The organism is Vibrio sp. AH4 (assembly GCF_030710545.1).
Taxonomy (GTDB): Bacteria; Pseudomonadota; Gammaproteobacteria; order Enterobacterales; family Vibrionaceae; genus Vibrio; species Vibrio metoecus.
The window spans coordinates 1,390,539-1,413,741 of record NZ_JALAIV010000001.1 but is presented as its reverse complement, the minus strand read 5'-3'; the positions used below and the strand labels follow the sequence as shown (position 1 = coordinate 1,413,741).

The window sequence follows — 23,203 nt, the reverse complement described above, 5'->3', positions numbered from 1 at the left end:
GCGTGATTATTGAGTTAATAAAAACGCAAACAGACCAGCGCCAAGTAATAAACGGTAAATCACAAATGGGGCCATTCCCATACGTGAAATCAGCTTCAGGAAGAAGTGAATGCAGATATAAGCACTAATAAATGAAGTAATAATGCCCGTGAGCAAAAAGCCAACATGGATCGGCTCACCACTGGTCACCAATTTCAAGCCAAGATAGCTACCAGCCAGAACAATGATTGGGATCGACATTAAGAACGAAAAACGTGCCGCCGCTTCACGAGTAAACCCCAAATAGAGCGCAGCAGTAATCGTTGCGCCAGAGCGCGATGTGCCTGGAATGATCGCCACCGCTTGTGCCAAACCGATAAACAGTGCCTTTTTCCAATCCGCTTGATATTCATCCGCGTTGAGTGCCGAGTTCTTATCGACATACCACAGCAGAAGGCCAAACACGATAGTGGTCGTCGCGATCACCCAAGCACTACGCAAGTAAAGCTCGACAATGTCTTTCATCAAGAAGCCAAATACACAAGCTGGAATCGTCGCTAAAACAATCAACCAAGCCAATTTGGCTTCTTTACTACGATCACCTTTAAAAATTGAGGCGAAAAAAGCACTCAGTAGAGAGACCACTTCCTTGCGAAAATAGATAACGACCGCCGCTAACGTACCAAGGTGTACCGCGACATCAAAAGCTAAACCTTGATCGGCCCAACCTAAAATCGCCGAAGGCAAAATCAGGTGTGCAGAACTCGAAATCGGTAAAAACTCCGTAAAACCTTGAATTAAAGCCAGAATGAATGACTCGAAATAACTCATGATTGTTTCTTCTCTTCAATAGAAAACCAAATTGGTACAGGGGTGAGTGATGCTAAACCCTGCGCATTTTGCCAAATTTGCTCAACAGTTCGACCATCGCCAGCAATCACTCGCTGCGGACAAAGCTCATATAAAGGTTGAATCACAAACGGGTAGCGATAAATGTCGGGACGAGGCAAAACGGGCTCTTTTTCCGATACCCGATCGCCGTACAACACAATATCAAGATCCAGTGTTCGATCCTGATACTTTTGCGCATTCGGTAAGCGGCCATACTGCTGCTCGATCGCTTTCAACTGCGCCATTAATGCAGGTAAAGATAAGGTTGTCTCTATCTCTACCATCAAATTAAAAAAGGGATGGCTAGCAAATCCCACCGATGGGCATTCATAAATGGTGGAGAGGCGCGAAGCACTCGCGAGCTCAATCAGCGCTCTAACTCCTGCTTCTATCGACTGATGTCGATCTTGATTCGATCCCACACCAATATAAGCAGTGATCATCCACGCGCTCGCTCGATGATCACGCCCACCCCTTTGGCTTGCGGCACTGCGCCCGGCTTGGTCAAACGGATGCGGATCCAAGGCACAGAGAAACGGTTCATGATCAGCTCTGCAACTTCTTCAGCTACGCGTTCTACCAATAAAAAGCGACCTTGCTCAATATGCTCAAGCACCGCTTGGCTGACTTGGGCATAGTCCAAAGCATCGGTCACATCATCACTTTTTCCCGCAGGACGGTTGTCATGCGCCATTTCCAGATCCAGCACCAGTTTTTGCTTAATCTGCTGTTCCCAGTCGTAAACACCGATCGTGGTGATCACTTCCAACTGTTCAATAAAGACTTTATCCATGCTCAATCGCTTCCTGTTCACAGGTCGGATACCCAAACCAATGAAAAAATCGTACTATCCACTCAATCGCGATATGATATACCCAAACCTGTTCAAGATGCTAAATCCTAAAAGATTTTTTCTTATTCAGCAGGGAATACAAATACTTATTCGAGATAACTTTTCGAAACACGCACTTTGAGGCTGTTATGACTCCACTGGCGCTCAGCATGATCATTTTTGCCTATCTACTGGGGTCAATCTCCAGCGCGGTGCTGATCTGCCGAGTATTGCGCCTGCCGGATCCGCGCGATGTGGGCTCACAAAACCCCGGAGCGACCAACGTGCTGCGTATCGGCGGTCAAAAGGCCGCTGTCGCCGTTTTATTGTGTGACATGCTCAAAGGCACCATCCCAGTCTGGGGCGGCTACTTCCTCAATATTGAACCTTTTATGTTGGGATTGGTGGCGATTGCCGCTTGTCTTGGGCATATGTACCCGATTTTTTTCCATTTCAAAGGTGGAAAAGGCGTGGCAACCGCTTTAGGGGCAATCGCTCCGATTGGACTCGATTTAACGGGAATGGTGATAGCCACATGGTTAGTCGTGGTTGTTTTGTTTCGCTACTCTTCACTTGCAGCCTTAGTCACTGTGCTGCTTGCGCCGCTCTATACTTGGCTTATTAAGCCACAATATACGCTTCCAGTCGCGATGCTGTGCTGCTTAATCGTGTTGCGCCATCATCAAAACGTCAAGCGTCTATTTGCAGGCACTGAACCCAAAGTGGGTGAGAAAAAAAGCCACCAACCTTAAAGGTCGCCTTAGCGTTTACAAGAAGGGCCGCCAATCACTCAGCCTTAGCGACGGTATCGGCGGCGATTTCAGACAGGAGCTATCAGTACACGCTCGCTAAAAATGCACTTAAATGATGAATGACCTGATCTGGCTGCTCTAGGCTGCTGATATGCCCTGCACCATCAATCAATTCAAGTCGACTGCCACGAATGGCATCTTGCATGAGATAAGATTCTAAAACTGGGCGTGGCGTGTCTTCACTCCCCACCATGATGAGTACAGGCAGCGTTAAACTTTCAATTTCATCCATCAAATCACGACGCCCGAAAATCATGCGCCCTAAACGCGCCACTTCAACAGCACGCTCGCCGCTCAAACCTTGCAGAGCCGAGCGAAATTGCGCCACAACAGGCAACTCGTTTTTCAACGTGTTAGATGCAAAAAACATAGGAACAACCGCCTCCACAATCGGAGCGGGCACCGCTTGTAGCTGAGCAATGGTATCTAACATGGCGAAGTATTTTTTGTGGGTCACTTCCGGTTCAAGACCCACGAAAGTATCCATCATAACCAGAGACTGAACTCGCTTTGGCGCGAGTAAGGCTAGCTCTGCGCCCCACATTCCCCCCACCGACAAGCCAATCACAGAGAAATGCTCAATCTGCAGATGATCCATCAGCGCCAACATATGTTGAGCGTAATCTTCGAGATTGCTCATTGCAGCGGGGGCTGCCTCTGAAGCGCCATGCGCCCAAAAATCTGGAACAATACAACGATAGCGTTGACTTAACGCCGCCACTTGCGGAGCCCACATGTGGTGATCCCACAAATAGCTGTGCCCAAAGAGCAACACTTCGCCTTCCCCGACATCAAGGTAAGCCATTTTTTGGCCATCAATCAGCATCGAATTCATTTTAGTTATTTATCCATCAATAAAGTAGACGCTGACTGTAACATGAGATGCAAAGCAGACAACTCTGAGCAGAAATTCAGCATTATCTAATTCATTCTTTTGTTTAGAAAAAACGGCCACTAGCGCGACCGTTTCAATACTATTTCGTAGTACTTATTTCTGAATTGACGTTAACTGATCAATCGGCCAACGCGGGCGAGCTTGCAAGCCAAGTTCACACACATCACCATTTTTCAAACGTTGCATGCCCGCATAAGCGATCATCGCTCCGTTATCGGTACAAAACTCAGTGCGCGGATAATACACTTCGCCGCCGATTTTCTTCGCCAGCTTTTCTAAATCCGCACGTAGCTGTTTATTCGCACTCACACCACCTGCAATCACCACGCGTTTTAAACCGGTTTCTTCCAATGCACGTCGACACTTAATGACCAAAGTGTCACACACCGCTTCTTGGAAAGCGTAAGCAATATCGGCGCGCGTTTGTTCATCATCACCATTAGCGGCAATCGTGTTCGCGGTAAAGGTTTTTAAACCAGAGAAACTCATATCAAGCCCAGGTCTATCCGTCATTGGACGCGGGAACTTAAACCGCCCCGCAGTTCCTTTTTCCGCCAATTTCGCCAGTAACGGTCCGCCAGGGTAATCGAGCCCCATCAGCTTGGCTGTTTTATCAAAGGCTTCACCGGCTGCATCATCAATCGACTCACCCAAAATACGGTATTCACCAATATTTTTTACTTCCACCAGCATGGTGTGGCCACCTGAAACCAGCAAAGCCACAAACGGAAATGGCGGTGGATTATCTTCCAACATCGGAGCTAGCAGATGGCCTTCCATATGATGAACCGGCACCGCAGGCACATTCCATGCGTAAGCCAAACTACGTCCGATAGTGGCTCCGACTAACAGAGCGCCCACTAAACCGGGCCCAGCGGTAAAGGCCACGCCATCCAAATCTTGTGGCGTCACATTCGCCTCTTCCATCGCCGCCTTGATCAGCGGAATGGTCTTTTTAACATGGTCACGCGATGCCAACTCCGGCACGACACCACCGTAATCGGCGTGAAGTTTTACCTGACTGTAGAGCTTATGAGACAGCAGTCCTTTTTCGTCATCGTAAATCGCGACACCCGTTTCATCACAAGAGGTTTCAATACCAATAATGCGCATAGTTTTCTCAGCACGCTGCCATTAAAAATCAAATATGGCGTCATGTTACCTTGCCTTGGCGCGACAAACAAACCTTGTCCAGAATGTAAGCGACAAAGTACTTTACAAAGGAAGGACGATCGGATTAAAATTCCGCACCATTTTGATCTGGCTGATTATCGACTTGGCGCACAAGAGTTCTTGCTGCTCGGGTCACCAAAATATCAGCATTAACGAATTAACCCCTGAGGTGAAAGGCATATGCCAGTAGTTAAAGTACGTGAAAACGAACCGTTCGACGTAGCTCTGCGTCGTTTCAAACGCTCTTGCGAAAAAGCAGGTATCCTTTCTGAAGTGCGTCGTCGTGAGCACTACGAAAAGCCAACTACCGTTCGCAAACGCGCTAAAGCAGCTGCTCAAAAGCGTCACGCTAAGAAGCTGGCTCGCGAAAACGCACGTCGCGTTCGTCTGTACTAATAACAATTTCCTAAACTAAGGAATTTGTTATGGCTCTGATTGATAGTCTCAAAGAAGAGCAAAAACTAGCGATGAAAGCCAAGGATAAACAACGCCTTGGCACTATCCGTTTAGCGTTGGCCGCAATTAAACAACGTGAAGTCGATGAACAGATCACTCTGAGCGATGACGACATTGTTGGCGTGCTGACCAAAATGGTCAAACAACGTCGCGACTCTGTAAGCCAATACGAAGCAGCCAATCGTCAAGATTTGGCTGATGCGGAAAAGATAGAAATCACCGTGCTTGAGGAATTTATGCCTCAACCTTTGACGGATGAAGAAGTAAGTGCACTGATTGACAGTGCTATAACCGATTCTTCCGCCACTGGCATGCAAGACATGGGCAAAGTGATGGCTGTACTGAAACCGCACATTCAAGGGCGTGCAGACATGGGTAAAGTAAGCGGTTTAGTCCGCGCTAAACTGGCTTAATCCCAACCCAATTACAGCAAGCCGTGCAATCCTTTGGAACGCACGGCTTGTTTGTATTTGACCCTCTCGTTTTCGGTGCACGCAAGATTTATGGCAGGACACATCCCACGCAGTTTTATTGATGGTCTCCTCGCTCGACTCGATATTGTCGACGTCATTGACGCACGCGTAAAACTGAAGAAAAAAGGCAAAAACTACGGTGCTTGCTGCCCTTTCCATAACGAAAAAACCCCTTCATTCAGTGTCAGTCAGGAAAAACAGTTCTATCACTGCTTCGGCTGTGGTGCGCATGGTAATGCCATCGACTTTGTCATGGAATTCGAGCGAATGGAGTTTCCTGAAGCCATTGAAGAGCTTGCCTCGACAGTAGGCTTGGAAGTCGAGCGAGAAGAACGCACACCTTCAAGCCCCTTTGCCAAGAATACTCCAGCAGTAAAAAGTGAAGAGAAACGCAGCCTGTATGACCTCATGGGCAGCATCGCACAATTTTATCGTCAACAACTCAAAGTACCGACCAACAAACACGCGATCGAGTATTTAAAAAATCGCGGGTTATCCGGTGAAATCGTCCAAAAGTTTGGTATCGGTTACGTAGCTGATGAATGGGATCTGGTACGTCGCAACTTCGGCCAACAACGAAACAGCGAAGACATGCTCGTTACCGCTGGTATGCTGATTGAAAGTGATAATGGCCGCCGCTATGACCGTTTTCGTGGCCGAGTGATGTTCCCGATCCGCGATCGTCGTGGCAGAGTGATCGGCTTTGGCGGACGGATTACCGAGCAAGGCACGCCAAAATACCTAAACTCACCAGAAACACCGATTTTCCATAAAGGCAAAGAGCTGTATGGCCTTTATGAAGTCCTCCAAGCGTACCGTGAACCACCACAAATCTTAGTGGTGGAAGGTTATATGGATGTCGTCGCACTCGCTCAATATGGCGTAGATTATTCCGTCGCGTCTCTTGGTACCTCAACCACGGGTGATCACTTACAACTGCTGTTTCGCCAAACCAACCAAGTGGTATGTTGCTACGATGGTGACCGAGCTGGGCGAGATGCCGCATGGCGTGCACTCGAAAATGCACTGAGCTATCTCAAAAGTGGAAATATCTTAAAATTTTTGTTTTTGCCGGATGGTGAAGACCCTGACAGCTACGTACGTAAATACGGTAAAGCAGATTTCGAACAGCAACTCGCCAATGCGACACCGCTGTCGCAATACCTGTTTGATAATCTTATTGAGCTTCACCAGCTCAATTTAGGATCCCATGAAGGGAAATCGGCATTACGCGCATTAGCTACGCCACTTATCGACAAAATCCCGGATCCTTTTTTACAAGAGATCCTCGAAAAATTACTCGATGAACGGACGGGATTTGATCACCAATTACGTCGCAAAAAAGCGCGTAATTCAGAAAATCGACCCGCACCACATAAAGCAATAAAACGTACGCCAATGCGTGATGTTATTGCGCTCTTAGTACAAAATCCAAGCTATGCTGAATTGGTACCCGATCTGAGCAGTGTTCGTCATTTAATGCTTCCTGGGCTCGATACCTTCAGTGAAGTACTTGAGAAATGTCGACAATATCCCCATATCACTACGGGTCAATTGCTCGAACATTGGCGAGACTCAAAAAATGAGACGCTTCTGTCTCGTCTAGCAAGTTGGGACATTCCCCTTGTCGAAGACAATCAAGAAGAACTATTTTTAGACTCATTGGACAAAATTCTTGCCCAGTGCGTAGAAAAACAAATTGAAAATTTGCAGGCTAAAGCGCGAAGTGTCGGTTTATCAACCGAAGAAAGAAGGGAGCTCCAAGATTTGATCTTAAAAGGCTTGAAAGCGTAACCCAGTTGAGATAGTCAGCAAAGAATAAATTTGTTAGTATACGTGGTTTGCATTGCGCATACTTATTCCTTCACCAGATACGAAGTTGGATACCGTCTATGGATCAAAATCCGCAGTCACAGCTTAAACAACTTGTCCTTCGTGGCAAGGAACAGGGCTATCTGACCTACGCCGAAGTAAATGACCACTTGCCTGCTGAAATCGTTGATTCAGAGCAGGTGGAAGATATTATTCAGATGATCAATGACATGGGTATCAAGGTAGTTGAAACTGCTCCTGATGCCGATGATCTTGCCCTCAGCGATGATACCACCATCACTGACGAAGATGCTGCCGAAGCGGCAGCCGCGGCGCTTTCTAGCGTAGAGAGTGAGATTGGCCGCACCACCGACCCAGTACGTATGTACATGCGTGAAATGGGTACGGTTGAGCTTTTGACACGTGAAGGTGAAATCGATATCGCCAAGCGCATTGAAGATGGTATTAACCAAGTTCAAAGTGCGATTGCTGAGTATCCTGGAACCATCCCTTACATTCTTGAGCAGTTTGATCGCGTTCAGGCAGAAGAACTCCGCCTAACAGATCTGATTTCGGGTTTCGTTGATCCTAATGATATGGAAACCGAAGCACCAACCGCCACTCACATCGGTTCAGAACTTTCTGAAGCCGATCTCGCCGATGAAGATGACGAGATCGCGGCTGAAGAAGATGATGAAGACGAAGATGAAGACGAAAACGGCGAAGGTGAAAGCAGCGACAGCGAAGAAGAAGTCGGTATCGACCCTGAACTCGCTCGCGAAAAATTCAATGAGCTGCGCGGCAAATTCCAGAATCTGCAATTAGCAGTGAATGAATTTGGTCGCGACAGTAACCAAGCGTCTGAAGCCTCAGGTCTGGTATTGGATATTTTCCGCGAATTTCGCCTAACACCAAAGCAATTTGACCATTTGGTGGAAACGCTGCGTACCTCGATGGATCGCGTGCGTACTCAAGAACGCCTAGTGATGAAAGCGGTTGTTGAAATCGCGAAAATGCCAAAAAAATCGTTTATTGCTCTGTTTACTGGCAACGAATCGAACGAAGAGTGGCTAGATAAAGTCCTCGCTTCTGATAAGCCTTACGTGCAAAAAGTACGTGATCAAGAAGAAGATATCCGTCGTTCTATCCAGAAACTGCAGATGATCGAACAAGAGACTTCACTGTCTGTTGAACGTATCAAAGACATCAGCCGTCGAATGTCAATCGGTGAAGCAAAAGCTCGTCGTGCGAAGAAAGAGATGGTCGAAGCAAACTTACGTCTGGTTATTTCGATCGCGAAGAAATACACCAACCGCGGTCTGCAATTCTTGGATTTGATCCAAGAAGGTAACATCGGCCTGATGAAAGCTGTAGACAAGTTTGAATACCGTCGTGGCTATAAGTTCTCAACTTATGCGACATGGTGGATCCGCCAAGCGATCACCCGTTCAATTGCAGACCAAGCACGTACAATTCGTATTCCAGTACACATGATCGAAACGATCAACAAACTGAATCGAATTTCACGTCAAATGCTGCAAGAGATGGGTCGTGAGCCTCTGCCTGAAGAATTGGCAGAACGCATGCAGATGCCAGAAGACAAGATCCGCAAAGTGCTGAAAATCGCAAAAGAGCCAATCTCCATGGAGACACCAATCGGTGATGATGAAGATTCGCATCTGGGTGATTTCATCGAGGATACCACCCTCGAACTGCCGCTGGATTCAGCGACGGCAACCAGCCTCAAAGCCGCAACTCGCGATGTATTAGCAGGCCTAACACCTCGCGAAGCGAAAGTGCTGCGTATGCGCTTTGGTATCGATATGAATACTGACCATACTTTGGAAGAAGTGGGTAAGCAGTTTGACGTAACCCGTGAGCGTATTCGTCAGATTGAAGCGAAAGCGCTGCGTAAGCTGCGTCATCCAAGCCGTTCAGAGGTTCTGCGCAGCTTCTTGGATGAGTAATCCGCATTAGCGATAAAGAAAAAGGTGGGCTTACGCTCACCTTTTCTTTTTTACACACGCTAAGTGAATAAATTGTAAGCACTATTAAGCCTGCTTTGGCTAGACACACCAACCCCCTTCCCCTATAATCTGACACCAATTTGGCCCCTTAGCTCAGTGGTTAGAGCAGGCGACTCATAATCGCTTGGTCCCCAGTTCGAACCTGGGAGGGGCCACCAAATTCCAGAAGGTTAGTAAGTCTAGTGCTTACTAACCTTTTTTTGTACCTGACGAATTTGGGTCAGATAATGGGTCAGGCCGCTCCTAGCCGCTTTATCTCACGCTTTGAAGTATTTATCTCGCTATAAAAAGCAACGGGAGCATAAGCTCCCGTCTATTCCAGATCAGCAAAACAAAGGTGTAATATCGTTGTCGTTAGTTGCGTTTTACCCGCTCAAATAAACTAGCACTAAAATTCTCGGCGCATCACAATTTTTGTACAAATTGTGAGCAAAAGGACTTATTTCTGAAAATACCTCGCGTATTTCAACTAATTTTCACCCATCTCACTCACGCAATAAAAATCTCATCAGACTGTCGCCATTTTGCAATCTGCTCACACTAGCCTCTGGATAATTCATCAAATAAGAGGTTGCTATGCTTTCTACTTCACCATTCGTTTTACCACGAAAAACCCCATTTGGTTTAGGTGAGCACTTAGCAGAATGGGCTACGGGATTGAAGCGTCTCAATCAATTCTACGCACAACGCCCAGCAGGCGGTGATACTCGCGAATTTCTACGCTTTACTCTTGATGTGCTCGGGATCGATTATCAAGTGGTGCGGGGTCAGCTCGCTAATGTGCCATCACAGGGGGCGACTATCGTCGTCGCTAATCATCCACTCGGTTGTGTAGAAGGCGTCATTCTGGCCGAGCTATTGCTTTCGGTGAGATCGGATGTGCAAATCTTAGCCAATCAATATTTAAAGCTGGTTCCCGAACTCGCCTCTTTGTTTATTGGGGTGGATGTGTTTGAAGGTGCTGAGGCCACAAAAGCCAATCTGCATGCACTACGCCAAGCTCATAAGCACTTGGAACAAGGTGGATTATTACTCATGTTTCCAGCCGGTGAGGTTTCCCAATTAGTCGACAGTAAGCAAGGTCGATTGGAAGATAAAGAATGGAGTCAATCCGTCAGTCGCTTAGTCAAAAAACACCAAGCTCACACCGTACCTGTTTATATTGATGGACAAAACTCAACGCCATTTTATCTTGCCGGTAAAATTCACCCGATGCTACGCACTCTGATGCTAGGCCGCGAACTACTCAATAAAAAGCATGCTGCCATCCGCATTGCGCTTGGCGAAACCATTTCACACAATGAAATACAACATTTGTGTGATCAGCAGTTGGTTAATTATCTGCGCCTCAACACTTACCTTTTACAGCCCTCTCCTGCGCGCAATAAGACGGCCTATGATCAATCTTTGCCACCCGTTGCAGAGCGTCTACCACTCGATGACCTACTGGAAGATATTGCTCAGCTTCCTTATGGCGACCATATGCTGCGTCATAACCAATTTGATGTGTACTGCACAACTGCCGAAAACATTCCGTCGTTAATGCATGAAATTGGACGAGTTCGTGAAATCAATTTCCGTGCGGTAGGAGAAGGTACTGGTTGTGCCTTGGATATTGATCGATTTGATCGCGATTATTTACACCTGTTTATTTGGGATCGTGAGCAAAACCAACTGGTTGGAGCCTATCGCTTAGGGCTGGTCGACCAACTCATGCAAACCAAAGGGATCGATGGCCTCTATTCCAGCACGCTGTTTCACTACGATCAGCGTTTTCTGGCAAAAATGGACAGCGCAATTGAAATGGGTCGCTCAGTGATTGATAGCCAATACCAAAAAAGCATGGCTGCACTGCTTTTACTCTGGAAAGGAATTGGTACCTACATTCAACGCCACCCTCAATACACCCATCTGTTTGGTCCTGTTAGTATCAGCAATGATTACAGTGAACAAGCCCGGCGTTTACTTGCCGATACCATGACCTTGCACTACTACGACACTGAACAAGCCGAACTGGTCATGGCGACCAATCCATTACCTATCGATCAAGTACAATGGAATGCAAGTCTGTTGACCTCTCTCGCCGATTTACAGCTGCTGTCGCGAGTCATTGCCCGTATTGATGAAGGGAAAGGCATTCCCGTTCTCCTGCGTCAATACCTTGGGTTAAATGGAAAGTTGGTCAGCTTTAATGTTGATCCTGCGTTCAATAATGCGCTGGATGGGCTGATTGTAGTTGATCTGCGCAATGTGCCAACCAAAACGCTCGCACGCTACATGGGACAAAAAGAAGCGCAAAGCTATCTCGCAATGCATCAATATTTCAGCGCAATTTAATTGATCACGCCAAGATCCACCGATCTTGGCGTGACCTATCAGACACTTCTTTAATCAAAATAAAATACTAGTCTTTGATGAGAGTATCTCTGTGTTCTGCATTTTTGACCAACAGAACCACTCATCATGCTTGTTTTTCGCTCATGATTAGTGATTCACACTAAATAATACTCTCAATATCTGGCGTAGCTTGATTGACTCTTTTTTCAGCAACTTAGACTCTACAGCTTCAATAACGATAACAACGAGGAAGTTATGCCAATCACAACTTATTTCACCAAAACTCGCGTAGCACTGACACTGATTCTGAGTGCTCTTCTCGGTACTGCGCAAGCTGACGATAAACCTATCTATAAATTCACTCTCGCTGAAACTTGGGGGGCAAATACTCCCATTCTTGGTGACGCGCCAAAAAACATGGCGAAGTTGGCGGCTGAAATGTCCAATGGCCGCATTCAAATCCGTATCGATTCAGCTAACAAGCACAAGGCACCACTAGGTGTATTTGATATGGTGAAATCCGGTCAATATGATTTGGGTCACTCCAGCTCTTATTACTGGAAAGGTAAGGTACCCAATACCCTTTTCTTCTCTTCAATGCCATTTGGGATGATTGCCACTGAGCAATACGCTTGGTTCTACTATGGTGGTGGCATGCAGTTAATGGAGAAGGTGTATGCGCCACACAATCTGCTCTCCTTCCCCGGCGGAAACTCGGATATTCAAATGGGCGGATGGTTTAAAAAAGAGATCAACAACATTGAAGACCTCCAAGGGTTAAAAATGCGTATCCCCGGATTTGCGGGTGAAGTGTTAGCAAAAGTCGGGGCTAAGCCCACCAACATCGCGCCGGGAGAGCTGTACACATCACTGGAGCGTGGCACAATCGACGCACTGGAATGGGTTGGGCCAGCCTTTGATCTGCGAATGGGTTTTCATAAAATTGCCCCTTATTACTACACCGCATGGCATGAGCCTGGCTCAGAAACGCAATTTTTGGTCAACAAAAAGAAATGGGATACGCTACCAAAAGACATCCAAGTGATCTTAGAAACCGCTTTCCGTGTCGCCGCTTTCGATATGTACAACCAAGCGATCGATGCGAATGCGACGAGCTGGGCAGCGATGAAAAGTGAGTACCCAGACATCAAAGTTCGTGACTTTCCACCCGCAGTACTTGCCGCGCTACGCCAAGCCAACAACGAACTTCTGCAAGAGCAGGCAGCAAGCGATCCACTCGCTAAAGAGATCATCGACTCTCAACAAGCTTACTTAAGCAAAGTGCGTGATTGGACTCGTATCTCGACACAAGCGTACTTAAATACCAATCCTTAATTGTAATGCGCTGGATAAACAAAGGGCTACCAGATGGTAGCCCTTCGATTTATTGAGTATTTACTCGACGGTTACCGCTTTGGCAAGGTTACGAGGTTGGTCAACATCGGTACCTTTGATTAAAGCCACATGGTAGGACAGAAGCTGCATCGGGATGGTGTAATAAATCGGAGCCACAATTTCGCTGACATGTGGCATTGCAATGATTTTCATCGTTTCGTCTGCTTCAAAGCCTGCCACTTCATCGGCAAACACATACAGTAAACCACCACGCGCACGCACTTCTTCAATATTGGATTTAAGCTTTTCTAACAGTTCATTGCTTGGTGCAACCACAACGACTGGCATATCTGCATCGATCAACGCTAATGGGCCATGCTTCAATTCACCCGCGGCATAGGCTTCCGCATGAATGTAAGAGATCTCTTTTAACTTGAGTGAGGCTTCTACCGCAATCGGGTAGTACTCACCACGCCCCAAGAAGAGAGTGTGGTGTTTATCGGCAAAGTCTTCCGCGAGCGTTTCGATCTGCTTTTCAAACAACAATGCGGTTTCAATCTGCTTCGGTAGTTGATGCAATGCCTGTACGATCTCTGTTTCTAACTCACGGCCAATACGTTGCTGTTGCTTACCTAGCGCAGTCACCAGCATCAGTAACGTAACAAGCTGAGTAGTAAAGGCTTTAGTTGACGCCACACCAATTTCCGTTCCGGCACGGGTCATAAACGCGAAATCGGATTCACGCACGAGAGAAGAGCCCGCAACGTTACAAATCGTCATCGCTGCCATGTAACCTTTCTCTTTCGCTAAACGCAGCGCGGCTAAGGTATCGGCCGTTTCACCGGATTGCGATAAGGTAATCAGCAAGCTGTTAGGACGGGTAACAAATTTTCGGTAGCGGAATTCAGACGCAATTTCGACATCACAACTCACACCCGCTAACGATTCAAACCAGTAACGTGCCGTCATCCCTGCGTTGTAAGAGGTACCGCAGGCGACGATCTGTACATGTTCCACTTTCGCCAAAATTTCTGCTGCGTGTACACCAATACTTTCGACCACCACGCTGTCATGGGTAATACGCCCTTCCATGGTGTTGATCAGCGCCTTTGGCTGCTCGAAAATCTCTTTTTGCATGTAGTGGCGATAGTGACCTTTGTCCGCGGCATCGTGCTCTAAGTTCGATTCGCGGATTTCACGTTGCACAGCGTGACCTGCAGCATCAAACACGTGAACTTCACGGCGAGTCATTTCCGCAACATCACCTTCTTCGAGATACATAAAGCGGCGCGTTACATTAAGTAGCGCGAGTTGATCTGACGCGAGGAAGTTTTCACCAATACCAAAACCAATCACAATTGGGCTTCCTGAGCGCGCCACAACTAAGCGCGAAGGGTCTTTACGATCCATCACTACCGTGCCATAAGCGCCGGTAAGTTGTTTCACTGTTGCTTGCACGGCTTCCAACAAAGAAGCCGCGCTGCGCAGTTCCCATTCCACCAAATGGGCGATCACTTCAGTATCGGTTTGCGAAGTAAACACATAACCACGCTCTTGCAGCATGGTACGTAACATTTCATGGTTTTCGATAATGCCGTTATGTACCACGGTAATATCACCAGAAAGATGCGGGTGCGCATTAATTTCTGAAGGTTCGCCATGGGTTGCCCAACGGGTATGTGCAATACCCGTTCCGCCCGCGACTTGCGCCGCTTCAACGGCATCGGCCAGTTCTTGCACTTTGCCCAATCGGCGTACACGAGTGAGTTGTTTATCACTATCGACTACCGCAATACCCGCTGAGTCATACCCTCGGTATTCAAGACGGCGCAAGCCTTGTACTAAAATTTCAGCAACATCGCGTTGTGCAACCGCACCAACAATTCCACACATATTTAAAACTCCATATTTTTATACTGTCGCGCTTTTACTCAACGTGAATAGCGCTGAAGGATTTTTTATTTCACCGTGGCACGAATAACCCGAACTTGGTGAGATTCAATCTGTTTGGCAAATTCGTCACTCAGCTCATGGTCGGTGACTAACACATCGATACAATCCCAACTCAATTCTAAGTTCGGGATCTTGCGTCCGACTTTGTCTGATTCAATCATCACAATCACTTCGCGTGAGACTTCGGCCATCACTTTGCTTAGCCCAACCAACTCATTAAACGTGGTTGTGCCACGGTCGAGGTCGATGCCATCTGCACCGATAAACAGTTGGTCAAAATCGTAGGAACGCAGTACCGATTCCGCGACTTTGCCTTGGAAGGATTCAGAATGGGTATCCCATGTACCGCCAGTCATCAGCAGTGTGGGTTCGTTTTCCAGCTCATTTAAAGCATTGGCAACGTGCAATGAGTTGGTCATCACGACCAAGCCACGTTTGTCATTTAATTGCTGAATTAAGGCCGCGGTTGTACTGCCGCTATCGATAACAATTCGGTTATGGTCTCGGATCAATTTAGCAGCAGCCTTAGCCAGAAAAATCTTTCGAACTGAAACTTTTTCATTCATTTCATCATGCATGACTTCTTTTGGCAGAGCGATCGCACCACCATAGCGGCGTAACAACTGACCATTTTTCTCAAGAGAAGCGAGATCTTTACGAATAGTGACTTCTGAGGTTTCAAACTGAGAAGAGAGAGCTTCAACACTCACCTCACCTTGCTCGTTTACTAACTTCACAATAGTGTGTCTTCTCAGTTGTGTATTTCGTTTCGACATTTACAAACACATTTTAAGTTACGAATCGAAAGCAATTATAGTTAGGTCGAAACAATTAAGTCCATTTATTTCGATACAAAAAATTAATATTTCACGCTAAAACCTTGTCCTAAGACAATTCTTAGACAGTGATATTGCTATCATTCAGTGGTAGAATTCGGCCTCGAAAAGAAAAAAAATTACAGAACTGAGTAAAAAGTACGCCTACAGCCCCCAGTACATTGGCGCTAAGTGGCGAATTTTCTGAAATTTTTGATCAAACAGTCAGTCATAAAATGACTAAATCTGTTGAAAGACTTTCAGTTTTGGAGTGCGAGAGACTCGTGAGCTAGACTTGGCAATTGACGAAATAAAGTTGCCACCACCGAGAACACTTCAGAACTAACAACCAACTTCAAAATCATTTTGTTTATCGGAGAAACTCTTCCATGAAAAAGACCAAAATCGTATGTACGATTGGCCCTAAAACTGAGTCTGTAGAGAAGCTAACTGAACTGGTTAACTCAGGCATGAACGTAATGCGCCTGAACTTCTCTCACGGTGACTACGTTGAGCACGGCACTCGTATCGCTAACTTCCGTAAAGTAATGGAAGTGACCGGTAAACAACTGGCGATTTTGCTAGATACTAAAGGCCCTGAAATCCGTACTATCAAACTGGAAAACGGTGATGATGTGGATCTGGTTGCGGGTCAAGAGTTCACTTTCACAACAGACATTACTGTTGTAGGTAACAAAGATCGCGTAGCGGTAACTTACTCTGGCTTTGCTAAAGACCTGAACGTTGGCAACCGTATTCTGGTTGACGATGGTCTAATCGAAATGGAAGTGCTTGCAACAACAGACACTGAAGTGAAGTGTAAAGTTCTGAACAACGGTGCTCTGGGCGAAAACAAAGGCGTTAACCTGCCAGGTGTTTCTGTCAATCTGCCAGCACTGTCTGAAAAAGACAAAAATGACCTGAAATTTGGTTGTGAGCAAGGCGTTGATTTCGTTGCTGCTTCTTTCATCCGTAAAGGTTCTGACGTAAAAGAAATCCGTGAAGTTCTAGCTGTTCACGGCGGTCAAAACATCCAAATCATCTCTAAAATCGAAAACCAAGAAGGCTTGGACAACTTCGATGAGATCCTTGAGCTGTCTGACGGCATCATGGTTGCTCGTGGCGACCTAGGTGTGGAAATCCCAGCGGAAGAAGTAATCTTCGCTCAAAAGATGATGATCGAGAAATGTAACCGCGCACGTAAAGTGGTTATCACTGCAACTCAAATGCTGGATTCTATGATCAAAAACCCACGTCCAACTCGTGCAGAAGCGGGTGACGTTGCTAACGCGATCATGGACGGTACTGACGCTGTAATGCTGTCTGGCGAAACTGCGAAAGGCAAGTACCCAGTTGAAGCTGTGAAAATCATGGCGCAAATTGCGAACCGTACTGATTCAGTACTGAAAGCTGAGCTAGGCTCACGCCTAGATAGCCCACGCCTGCGCATCACTGAAGCAGTATGTAAAGGTGCGGTAGACACCGCTGAGAAACTGGCTGCTCCACTGATCATCGTGGCAACTGAAGCGGGTAAATCAGCGCGTTCAATCCGTAAATACTTCCCAACTGCAAACATCATTGCAGTGACCACTAACAAGAAAACCGCGGCTCAGCTTGTGCTGTCTAAAGGCGTAACTCCTGTTGTGGTTGAATCAATTGACAACACTGACGCTTTCTACCACTTAGGTAAAGAGATTGCTCTGCAATCTGGCCTAGGTAAGAAAGGCGATATCGTAGTGATGGTTTCAGGCGCACTGGTTGCTTCTGGCACAACAAACACTGCTTCAGTACACGTACTGTAATCGAATGATGCGGCGGTACTAAACCCGCCGCTGAAAACGATATAAAAAACGGAGCCTATTGGGCTCCGTTTTTTATTACCAACCGAAAAACTCTTTGTGATGGGTATTGAGCAAAAGCACCATAGGTAAAAAATAAAGTGCGCTGAGCTTAATGCCTAATACCAACAAACAGCCTATTGTCAGCCTGACCAGAAGATGATTCAACATACACTGCCTCTCAATTGCTCAGTGTGTTTGATTTCCGATGCCTAAGCAGGGCAGAAAGTCACTATGACTTTCTTTCAATCAACGAGCATTACTGATGAAAAAGTCAGCAGTTTACTTATTACCCAGATTAGCTCAATAATTCGGCAAAATTAGACTTTAGTCTAACTGTAATGAAAATATGACAACCATCAAATTAATATGAAATCACAATGAGATAGATAATCTCATTGTGATTTCTGACTTGGGAAGTCGGGGAGCTGGCATCAAGAACCCCCTTCACCACTAGCCTAACTCGCAGTTTAAGACTCAAACATCACCACCACTAAAAGCGGTAGTTTAGGAATGACAAAAAAGAGAGGGATTCATATCACCTCTCTTTCATTCATCTTGCTGGTAAGCTACCGACTATGGAGCCAGTTTGTACACCACATCGACTCGGTCACGGATCACTAAAGATGACTCTTGATAGGTATCCGCTACATCCATTTTTTCGCTCAGATTCGCAGAACGCATCATGATCGGCTCAACACTCGGAGTGTTGTAATCCACTCGCCAAACACCTTCCAATTTACGTTCAAAACCTTTAGCCAAAGATTGTGCTTTTAACTTGGCGTCTTCAATCGCTGCCATGCGCGCTTGCTGCTGGTATTTATCTTGATCTCGTACCTTAAGTTGAATGCTATTGACTTGATTGATGCCAGACTCTAACGCGATATCGAGATATTGATTGAGCTTACTCACCTCTTCCACTCTCACGGTAATCGAGCGAGAGGCTTGATAACCCACTAACTCTGGCTTGCCATTTGCTGGGTAGTGATATTGCGGGTTGATGTACAGATTCGAGCTAGAGATATTCTGCTGCGCCACACCAGATTTCACCAATTTTGAAGTGAATTCAGTGACCGCTTTATCCACCGCCGCTTTCGCTTGTTCGGCATTCATTGTCGATTCAACAACCTTAACCGAAAACTCTGCCATATCAGGTACCGCAGTGACTTCACCATAACCTGAAGTCGAAATATGTGGAAAATCCCATTCCTGCGCAAAAGTAGGGGTTGAGAGAACAGATAAAAGTAAAACCACTGGTGCAAATAATTTCATCGTTTCGATCCTTAATGTCATCGACTGCCCACATCATAAGCTAAGCAGTGCATAGATTCAGTGTCTACGCATAAAAATCACACAACTTTGACTCGACCGATTATTGGGGAAGAACACTCTTCGCATACCTTGTAATCGCTTGACTGATTTCAAGTAACACGCCTGTTTCTAGCTGCCAGTGATGCCAAAATATCGGATATGACAACATAAACTCCGGTGTCATATTGATTAACGCTCCACTTTCCAATTCCGAAATGATCTGCAAACGAGGGATCAAACAGTAAGCCGCACCAGACAGCGCTAAACGGACAAAAGCTTCTGAGCTACCGACGGTATGGTTAATCACTTTATCGCGCGGCACTGCAAAGTAGTCCCATAAGAATTTATTGTGCAACTCGTCATATTGATCGTAAGAGACCGCTGGTGCTTTGATTAATGAACGCGGGTTGACCCCCTTCGCGAAGTATTTTTGATAAAACTCTGGGCTTGCAACGCACAAATACTCCATTTGACCTAAATACTCAGCGCTACACCCAGTGATCGGCTGTGGTTCCAAACTGATTGCGCCCACCACCTCACCATTTTTGAGCTTATCGAGGGTCCGTGACTCACCATAAATCACCAGATTCAATTCCACTTGGCGGCTTTTCATCACCTTATCCAACGCGGGTAACAACCAAGTCGCTAAACTATCCGCATTGGTGGCAATCGACATAGAAACCGGGCGAACATGCTCTTGATTAGTTAACTCCGGAACCAACTCTTGCTCAATTAAACAGACTCGGCGATAGAGCCCAAGCAACTTTTTGCCGACCAAGGTCGGCCTTGGTGGCTGCTCACGAATCAACACTGGCTGGGCTAAATATTTTTCTAACTGTTTAATCCGTTGTGATACTGCAGATTGAGAGATAAACAGCTGCTCAGCCGCTCGTTCAAAACTACCTTTACTCACCACACTATCTAGAGCTTCAATCCATCGATAATCCAGACCACGCATTGCTTCTCCGTTCCATTTATTAGCTAAGTTAATATGATATTAAAATCATTAATTATACTTATCCACTTCAAATTATTATCTTGCTCAGCCTATCCCTTTCCGACTTAGCGTTGCGGCTTCAAATCGGAACGAAATAACACTCCAATCATGCGGTATGAGGTAAAAAATGAACTGGTGGATTCTGCTACAAGGATTCAGCTTGGGTGCAACCATGATTATTCCCATTGGCGCTCAAAATGCTTATGTATTAAATCAAGGGATTAAACGTCATCATCACTTAACCACCGCAGCCACTTGTGGGGTGCTGGATATGATTTTTATCACGCTGGGGATTTTTGGTGGTGGTGCTCTCATCTCGCAAAATACCAGCTTGTTAATTGGTGTCACCTTGGGCGGCATTTTGTTTCTCTGTGCTTATGGTTTCCTCTCACTCCGTGCCGCACTCAAGCCCACACAAACCTCGAATTCATCCTCTAGCCTTACATCGACTGGGCGTAAAGCGGTGATCTTCGGTGCTTTTGCCGTCACCGTGTTTAACCCACATCTCTATTTGGATACGGTGGTGATCTTGGGATCAATCGGTGGCCAATTCCAAGGTGATGAGCGTATCTCATTTGCCATTGGTACCATTCTCGCCTCATTCGTGTGGTTTTTTACCCTATCACTCGGTGCGGCTAAACTCAGCACTACACTCTCTAAACCGAGGGTGAGACAAGTGATTGATATGGCAGTCGCAGCAATGATGTTCATTATTGCCTTTGCTTTGACTAAGAACTTATATCTCAATCACTGGTTAAACTAATTAAGATTCACGTTATAACCAAACGACTTGGAGTTGTACGTGGCCAACATTGATGCAGCTTCAAGTAGGAAAAGGATCTCAAAGATAAAAAAAGCGGAGTAAACACTCCGCTTTTTTGTATTGCACAACAATTAGTTGAGTTTGTTGAGATGCACATCCATTTGTGGGAATGGAATTTCAATACCGTTGGCATCCAGTGCTTCTTTGATCGCTTGCATTGAATCAAAGTACACCGCCCAGTAGTCCGATGTTTTACACCATGGACGTACGACAAAGTTGATTGATGAATCCGCCAGAGTCAGCACACCAATCGTCATATCAGGATTTTTTAGGATACGAGGATCTTTTTCCAGCGTCTCACGCAGAACACGCTTAGTTTTCTGCAGATCAGACTTGTAAGACACACCGATCACCATATCGACACGACGCGTCTCATGACGTGAATAGTTGGTGATCGCACCGCCAATGACCGCCGAGTTTGGCACCACAACCATTTTGTTATCTGGGCTTTTCAGAACCGTTTGGAAAATTTGAATAGAATCAACCGAGCCGGCGACGCCACCAATTTCCACATAATCACCGGATTTGAATGGACGGAATGCCACAATCAGTACACCTGCCGCAAAATTAGACAGCGAACCTTGTAGAGCTAAGCCAACAGCCAGACCCGCAGCACCGATCACCGCTACGACAGAAGCCGTCTGGACACCAATACGACTCAACGCTGCAATCAACACAATAATAAACAGCGTGTAACGTACAAGACCGTGGATAAACTCCACGACAGCCTTATCCATCTCTTTCTTTTTCAATACGTTGGCAACGCTACCTGCTACCGCTTTAACCACAAGGTTACCGATAAACAAGATCAGGATAGCGGAAATCACATTCACACCATACTGAACCAAAAGATCCGAATTATTGGTTAACCAAGTGTTGACCTGATTAAAACTCTCAACGATAGGTGCTTCTACACCAATCGATTCACCAGCCATAGTGTTTTCCTCTCAGAATTGATGAAATATTAGCGGGAATTGCGAAAGCTCAACAAGAGAACGCACAAAGCAACCGCCAAATGTCAGAATTTTGGCACAATAACGCAAACTCAAACTTTCGCAAAGTCAGAATTTGGTAAAGAATCACAAACAGTTACGTAGAATTTGCTACGCCACGGTTACAGGTTAAACAATATTCTAGCACTCCGCTATCCATCAAAATGAGATAGCGTAAAAAAAGAAACCCGCTCAAGGCGGGCTTCTTAATCATAAAGACTTAATGCAAATTACAGTACGTCAATCGCATTCAGGTCAGCAAATGCTTTCTCTAGGCGAGCAACCATTGCCGCTTGACCAGCACGCAGCCATACGCGTGGATCGTAGTATTTCTTGTTCGGTGCATCTTCACCCGTTGGGTTACCGATTTGACCTTGCAGGTAGTCATGGTTTTTCGCTTCATACAGACGAATACCATCCCATGTTGCCCACTGAGTATCAGTATCGATGTTCATTTTGATTACACCGTAAGAGATAGACTCACGGATTTCTTCCAGAGAAGAACCTGAACCGCCGTGGAATACGAAGTTCAGTGAGTTTTCTGGCAAACCAAACTTCTCAGAAACGTATTTTTGAGAATCGCGTAGGATAGTTGGAGTCAGAACTACGTTACCTGGCTTGTAAACGCCGTGTACGTTACCGAAAGAAGCAGCGATAGTGAAACGATGGCTGATTGCATTCAGTTTCTCGTAAGCGTATGCCACGTCTTCTGGAGAAGTGTACAGTTCAGAAGAATCCATGTCAGAGTTATCAACACCGTCTTCTTCACCACCAGTACAACCCAGTTCGATCTCCAGAGTCATGTTCATTTTCGCCATGCGCTCTAGGTATTTTGCAGAGATTGCAATGTTCTCTTCCAGAGACTCTTCAGACAGATCGATCATGTGAGAAGAGAACAGTGGTTTGCCCGTTTCTGCGAAGTGTTTTTCACCTGCGTCTAGCAGACCGTCGATCCAAGGAAGTAGGTTTTTCGCTGCGTGGTCAGTGTGCAGGATCACTGGAATACCGTAAGCTTCTGCTACAGAGTGAACGTATTTTGCACCTGCAATCGCGCCTAGGATTTGCGCTTTTTGACCTTCAAGTTTCAGACCTTTACCAGCAAAGAATGCTGCGCCACCGTTAGAGAACTGAACGATAACAGGCGCTTTCACTTTTGCTGCTGCTTCTAGAACGCCGTTTACAGAGTCAGTACCTACACAGTTTACTGCTGGAAGTGCAAAGCCATTTTGTTTTGCTACTTCAAAAACTTTCTGTACGTCATCACCAGAAATAACACCAGGTTTTACAAAATCAAAGATCTTAGACATGGATGGAATCCTATTTTCTGTCGTTTTAAAAATAAAAACGGTAAGTTTCAATTCTTGCAAACGTTTGCTCACCAATCGCGGCATTCTACCAAAGAAATACTCGCCGTGCAGCAAACAAGAAAGCGGGAGTTGTCTCCCGCTCTCA

General features: G+C 46.1%; 20 protein-coding genes and 1 tRNA gene. 10 read left to right on the top strand and 11 right to left on the bottom strand.

The genetic code is table 11. The annotated features are described in order from the left end of the window. Positions 1-6: 6 nt before the first annotated feature. Genes MKA69_RS06725 through folB form a run of 3 tightly spaced genes read right to left on the bottom strand, consistent with a single transcriptional unit; the run spans position 7 to position 1,663 of the window. Positions 7-810 (bottom strand): undecaprenyl-diphosphate phosphatase, encoded by an 804-nt coding sequence (locus MKA69_RS06725; protein ID WP_305847729.1) that lies wholly within the window; start codon positions 808-810, stop codon positions 7-9. Next, a complete protein-coding gene (gene folK / locus MKA69_RS06720) occupies positions 807-1,313 on the bottom strand; it encodes a 2-amino-4-hydroxy-6-hydroxymethyldihydropteridine diphosphokinase (RefSeq protein ID WP_055033971.1) in 507 nt (168 codons plus the stop codon). The genes MKA69_RS06725 and folK overlap by 4 nt, the downstream gene beginning before the upstream one ends. Further along, entirely contained in the window at positions 1,310-1,663 is a 354-nt protein-coding gene (gene folB, locus MKA69_RS06715; protein ID WP_055027872.1) for a bifunctional dihydroneopterin aldolase/7,8-dihydroneopterin epimerase, read from the bottom strand. The genes folK and folB overlap by 4 nt, the downstream gene beginning before the upstream one ends. Positions 1,664-1,851: 188 nt before the next feature. Here folB and plsY point away from each other — a divergent pair, with 188 nt between their 5' ends. Next, positions 1,852-2,454, top strand: a complete 603-nt coding sequence (gene plsY, locus MKA69_RS06710) for a glycerol-3-phosphate 1-O-acyltransferase PlsY (protein WP_055029818.1) — start codon at positions 1,852-1,854, stop codon at positions 2,452-2,454. An 82-nt stretch (positions 2,455-2,536) separates the two neighbouring features. Here plsY and MKA69_RS06705 read toward each other — a convergent pair whose 3' ends face one another. After that, the gene (locus MKA69_RS06705; RefSeq protein ID WP_305847728.1) at positions 2,537-3,349 is read right to left on the bottom strand and encodes an alpha/beta fold hydrolase; all 813 of its coding nucleotides are present in this window, start codon (positions 3,347-3,349) and stop codon (positions 2,537-2,539) included. Between the two features lie 153 nt (positions 3,350-3,502). After that, a complete protein-coding gene (gene tsaD / locus MKA69_RS06700; RefSeq protein WP_055029816.1) occupies positions 3,503-4,522 on the bottom strand; it encodes a tRNA (adenosine(37)-N6)-threonylcarbamoyltransferase complex transferase subunit TsaD in 1,020 nt (339 codons plus the stop codon). A 240-nt stretch (positions 4,523-4,762) separates the two neighbouring features. Here tsaD and rpsU point away from each other — a divergent pair, with 240 nt between their 5' ends. From rpsU to MKA69_RS06665, 7 genes are all read left to right on the top strand, one after another. Then, on the top strand, positions 4,763-4,978 hold the full coding sequence (gene rpsU, locus MKA69_RS06695) for a 30S ribosomal protein S21 (RefSeq protein WP_001145625.1): 216 nt from the start codon (positions 4,763-4,765) through the stop codon (positions 4,976-4,978). A gap of 29 nt (positions 4,979-5,007) precedes the next feature. Further along, entirely contained in the window at positions 5,008-5,451 is a 444-nt protein-coding gene (locus MKA69_RS06690; RefSeq protein WP_001173865.1) for a GatB/YqeY domain-containing protein, read from the top strand. A 90-nt stretch (positions 5,452-5,541) separates the two neighbouring features. Continuing rightward, a complete protein-coding gene (dnaG, locus tag MKA69_RS06685; RefSeq protein WP_055029815.1) occupies positions 5,542-7,305 on the top strand; it encodes a DNA primase in 1,764 nt (587 codons plus the stop codon). 98 nt (positions 7,306-7,403) lie between these two features. Further along, complete coding sequence (gene rpoD, locus MKA69_RS06680; RefSeq protein WP_055027877.1) at positions 7,404-9,290, top strand: RNA polymerase sigma factor RpoD; 1,887 nt, start codon at positions 7,404-7,406, stop codon at positions 9,288-9,290. 142 nt (positions 9,291-9,432) lie between these two features. Continuing rightward, positions 9,433-9,508 (top strand) — tRNA-Ile (locus tag MKA69_RS06675). 418 nt (positions 9,509-9,926) lie between these two features. Continuing rightward, positions 9,927-11,687, top strand: a complete 1,761-nt coding sequence (locus MKA69_RS06670) for a lysophospholipid acyltransferase family protein (RefSeq protein ID WP_095475094.1) — start codon at positions 9,927-9,929, stop codon at positions 11,685-11,687. A gap of 255 nt (positions 11,688-11,942) precedes the next feature. Beyond that, positions 11,943-13,022 (top strand): TRAP transporter substrate-binding protein, encoded by a 1,080-nt coding sequence (locus tag MKA69_RS06665; protein WP_305847727.1) that lies wholly within the window; start codon positions 11,943-11,945, stop codon positions 13,020-13,022. 60 nt (positions 13,023-13,082) lie between these two features. Here the strand turns inward: MKA69_RS06665 and glmS are convergent, their stop codons facing one another. After that, a complete protein-coding gene (gene glmS / locus MKA69_RS06660; protein WP_055035062.1) occupies positions 13,083-14,915 on the bottom strand; it encodes a glutamine--fructose-6-phosphate transaminase (isomerizing) in 1,833 nt (610 codons plus the stop codon). A 65-nt stretch (positions 14,916-14,980) separates the two neighbouring features. Next, the gene (locus tag MKA69_RS06655) at positions 14,981-15,751 is read right to left on the bottom strand and encodes a DeoR/GlpR family DNA-binding transcription regulator (protein ID WP_305847726.1); all 771 of its coding nucleotides are present in this window, start codon (positions 15,749-15,751) and stop codon (positions 14,981-14,983) included. A 428-nt stretch (positions 15,752-16,179) separates the two neighbouring features. Here MKA69_RS06655 and pykF point away from each other — a divergent pair, with 428 nt between their 5' ends. Further along, positions 16,180-17,592, top strand: coding sequence for a pyruvate kinase PykF (gene pykF, locus MKA69_RS06650; RefSeq protein ID WP_305847725.1), 1,413 nt, complete (start codon positions 16,180-16,182; stop codon positions 17,590-17,592). Between the two features lie 612 nt (positions 17,593-18,204). On the opposite strand, the gene MKA69_RS06645 is transcribed toward pykF, so the two are convergent. Together MKA69_RS06645 and MKA69_RS06640 are read right to left on the bottom strand one after the other, a co-directional pair. Then, positions 18,205-18,900, bottom strand: a complete 696-nt coding sequence (locus tag MKA69_RS06645) for an oxidative stress defense protein (protein WP_055028456.1) — start codon at positions 18,898-18,900, stop codon at positions 18,205-18,207. A 100-nt stretch (positions 18,901-19,000) separates the two neighbouring features. After that, positions 19,001-19,897, bottom strand: coding sequence for a LysR family transcriptional regulator ArgP (locus tag MKA69_RS06640; protein ID WP_305847724.1), 897 nt, complete (start codon positions 19,895-19,897; stop codon positions 19,001-19,003). A gap of 166 nt (positions 19,898-20,063) precedes the next feature. Between MKA69_RS06640 and MKA69_RS06635 the strand changes: the two genes are divergently transcribed. Then, entirely contained in the window at positions 20,064-20,699 is a 636-nt protein-coding gene (locus MKA69_RS06635; protein WP_055032129.1) for a LysE/ArgO family amino acid transporter, read from the top strand. A gap of 131 nt (positions 20,700-20,830) precedes the next feature. Here MKA69_RS06635 and mscS read toward each other — a convergent pair whose 3' ends face one another. Together mscS and fbaA are read right to left on the bottom strand one after the other, a co-directional pair. After that, positions 20,831-21,694 (bottom strand): small-conductance mechanosensitive channel MscS, encoded by an 864-nt coding sequence (gene mscS, locus MKA69_RS06630; RefSeq protein WP_055032130.1) that lies wholly within the window; start codon positions 21,692-21,694, stop codon positions 20,831-20,833. 287 nt (positions 21,695-21,981) lie between these two features. Further along, entirely contained in the window at positions 21,982-23,058 is a 1,077-nt protein-coding gene (gene fbaA, locus MKA69_RS06625) for a class II fructose-bisphosphate aldolase (protein WP_055028334.1), read from the bottom strand. Between the last annotated feature and the right edge of the window lie 145 nt (positions 23,059-23,203).

Coding starts and splice junctions, on each gene's coding strand:
- fbaA (WP_055028334.1), bottom strand. CDS start 23,058: ATGTCTAAGATCTTTGATTTTGTAAAACCTGGTGTTATTTCTGGTGAT.
- rpoD (WP_055027877.1), top strand. CDS start 7,404: ATGGATCAAAATCCGCAGTCACAGCTTAAACAACTTGTCCTTCGTGGC.
- MKA69_RS06705 (WP_305847728.1), bottom strand. CDS start 3,349: ATGAATTCGATGCTGATTGATGGCCAAAAAATGGCTTACCTTGATGTC.
- mscS (WP_055032130.1), bottom strand. CDS start 21,694: ATGGCTGGTGAATCGATTGGTGTAGAAGCACCTATCGTTGAGAGTTTT.
- glmS (WP_055035062.1), bottom strand. CDS start 14,915: ATGTGTGGAATTGTTGGTGCGGTTGCACAACGCGATGTTGCTGAAATT.
- MKA69_RS06635 (WP_055032129.1), top strand. CDS start 20,064: ATGAACTGGTGGATTCTGCTACAAGGATTCAGCTTGGGTGCAACCATG.
- pykF (WP_305847725.1), top strand. CDS start 16,180: ATGAAAAAGACCAAAATCGTATGTACGATTGGCCCTAAAACTGAGTCT.
- folK (WP_055033971.1), bottom strand. CDS start 1,313: ATGATCACTGCTTATATTGGTGTGGGATCGAATCAAGATCGACATCAG.
- tsaD (WP_055029816.1), bottom strand. CDS start 4,522: ATGCGCATTATTGGTATTGAAACCTCTTGTGATGAAACGGGTGTCGCG.
- folB (WP_055027872.1), bottom strand. CDS start 1,663: ATGGATAAAGTCTTTATTGAACAGTTGGAAGTGATCACCACGATCGGT.
- MKA69_RS06640 (WP_305847724.1), bottom strand. CDS start 19,897: ATGCGTGGTCTGGATTATCGATGGATTGAAGCTCTAGATAGTGTGGTG.
- rpsU (WP_001145625.1), top strand. CDS start 4,763: ATGCCAGTAGTTAAAGTACGTGAAAACGAACCGTTCGACGTAGCTCTG.
- dnaG (WP_055029815.1), top strand. CDS start 5,542: ATGGCAGGACACATCCCACGCAGTTTTATTGATGGTCTCCTCGCTCGA.
- MKA69_RS06665 (WP_305847727.1), top strand. CDS start 11,943: ATGCCAATCACAACTTATTTCACCAAAACTCGCGTAGCACTGACACTG.
- MKA69_RS06670 (WP_095475094.1), top strand. CDS start 9,927: ATGCTTTCTACTTCACCATTCGTTTTACCACGAAAAACCCCATTTGGT.
- plsY (WP_055029818.1), top strand. CDS start 1,852: ATGACTCCACTGGCGCTCAGCATGATCATTTTTGCCTATCTACTGGGG.
- MKA69_RS06725 (WP_305847729.1), bottom strand. CDS start 810: ATGAGTTATTTCGAGTCATTCATTCTGGCTTTAATTCAAGGTTTTACG.
- MKA69_RS06645 (WP_055028456.1), bottom strand. CDS start 18,900: ATGAAATTATTTGCACCAGTGGTTTTACTTTTATCTGTTCTCTCAACC.
- MKA69_RS06655 (WP_305847726.1), bottom strand. CDS start 15,751: ATGTCGAAACGAAATACACAACTGAGAAGACACACTATTGTGAAGTTA.
- MKA69_RS06690 (WP_001173865.1), top strand. CDS start 5,008: ATGGCTCTGATTGATAGTCTCAAAGAAGAGCAAAAACTAGCGATGAAA.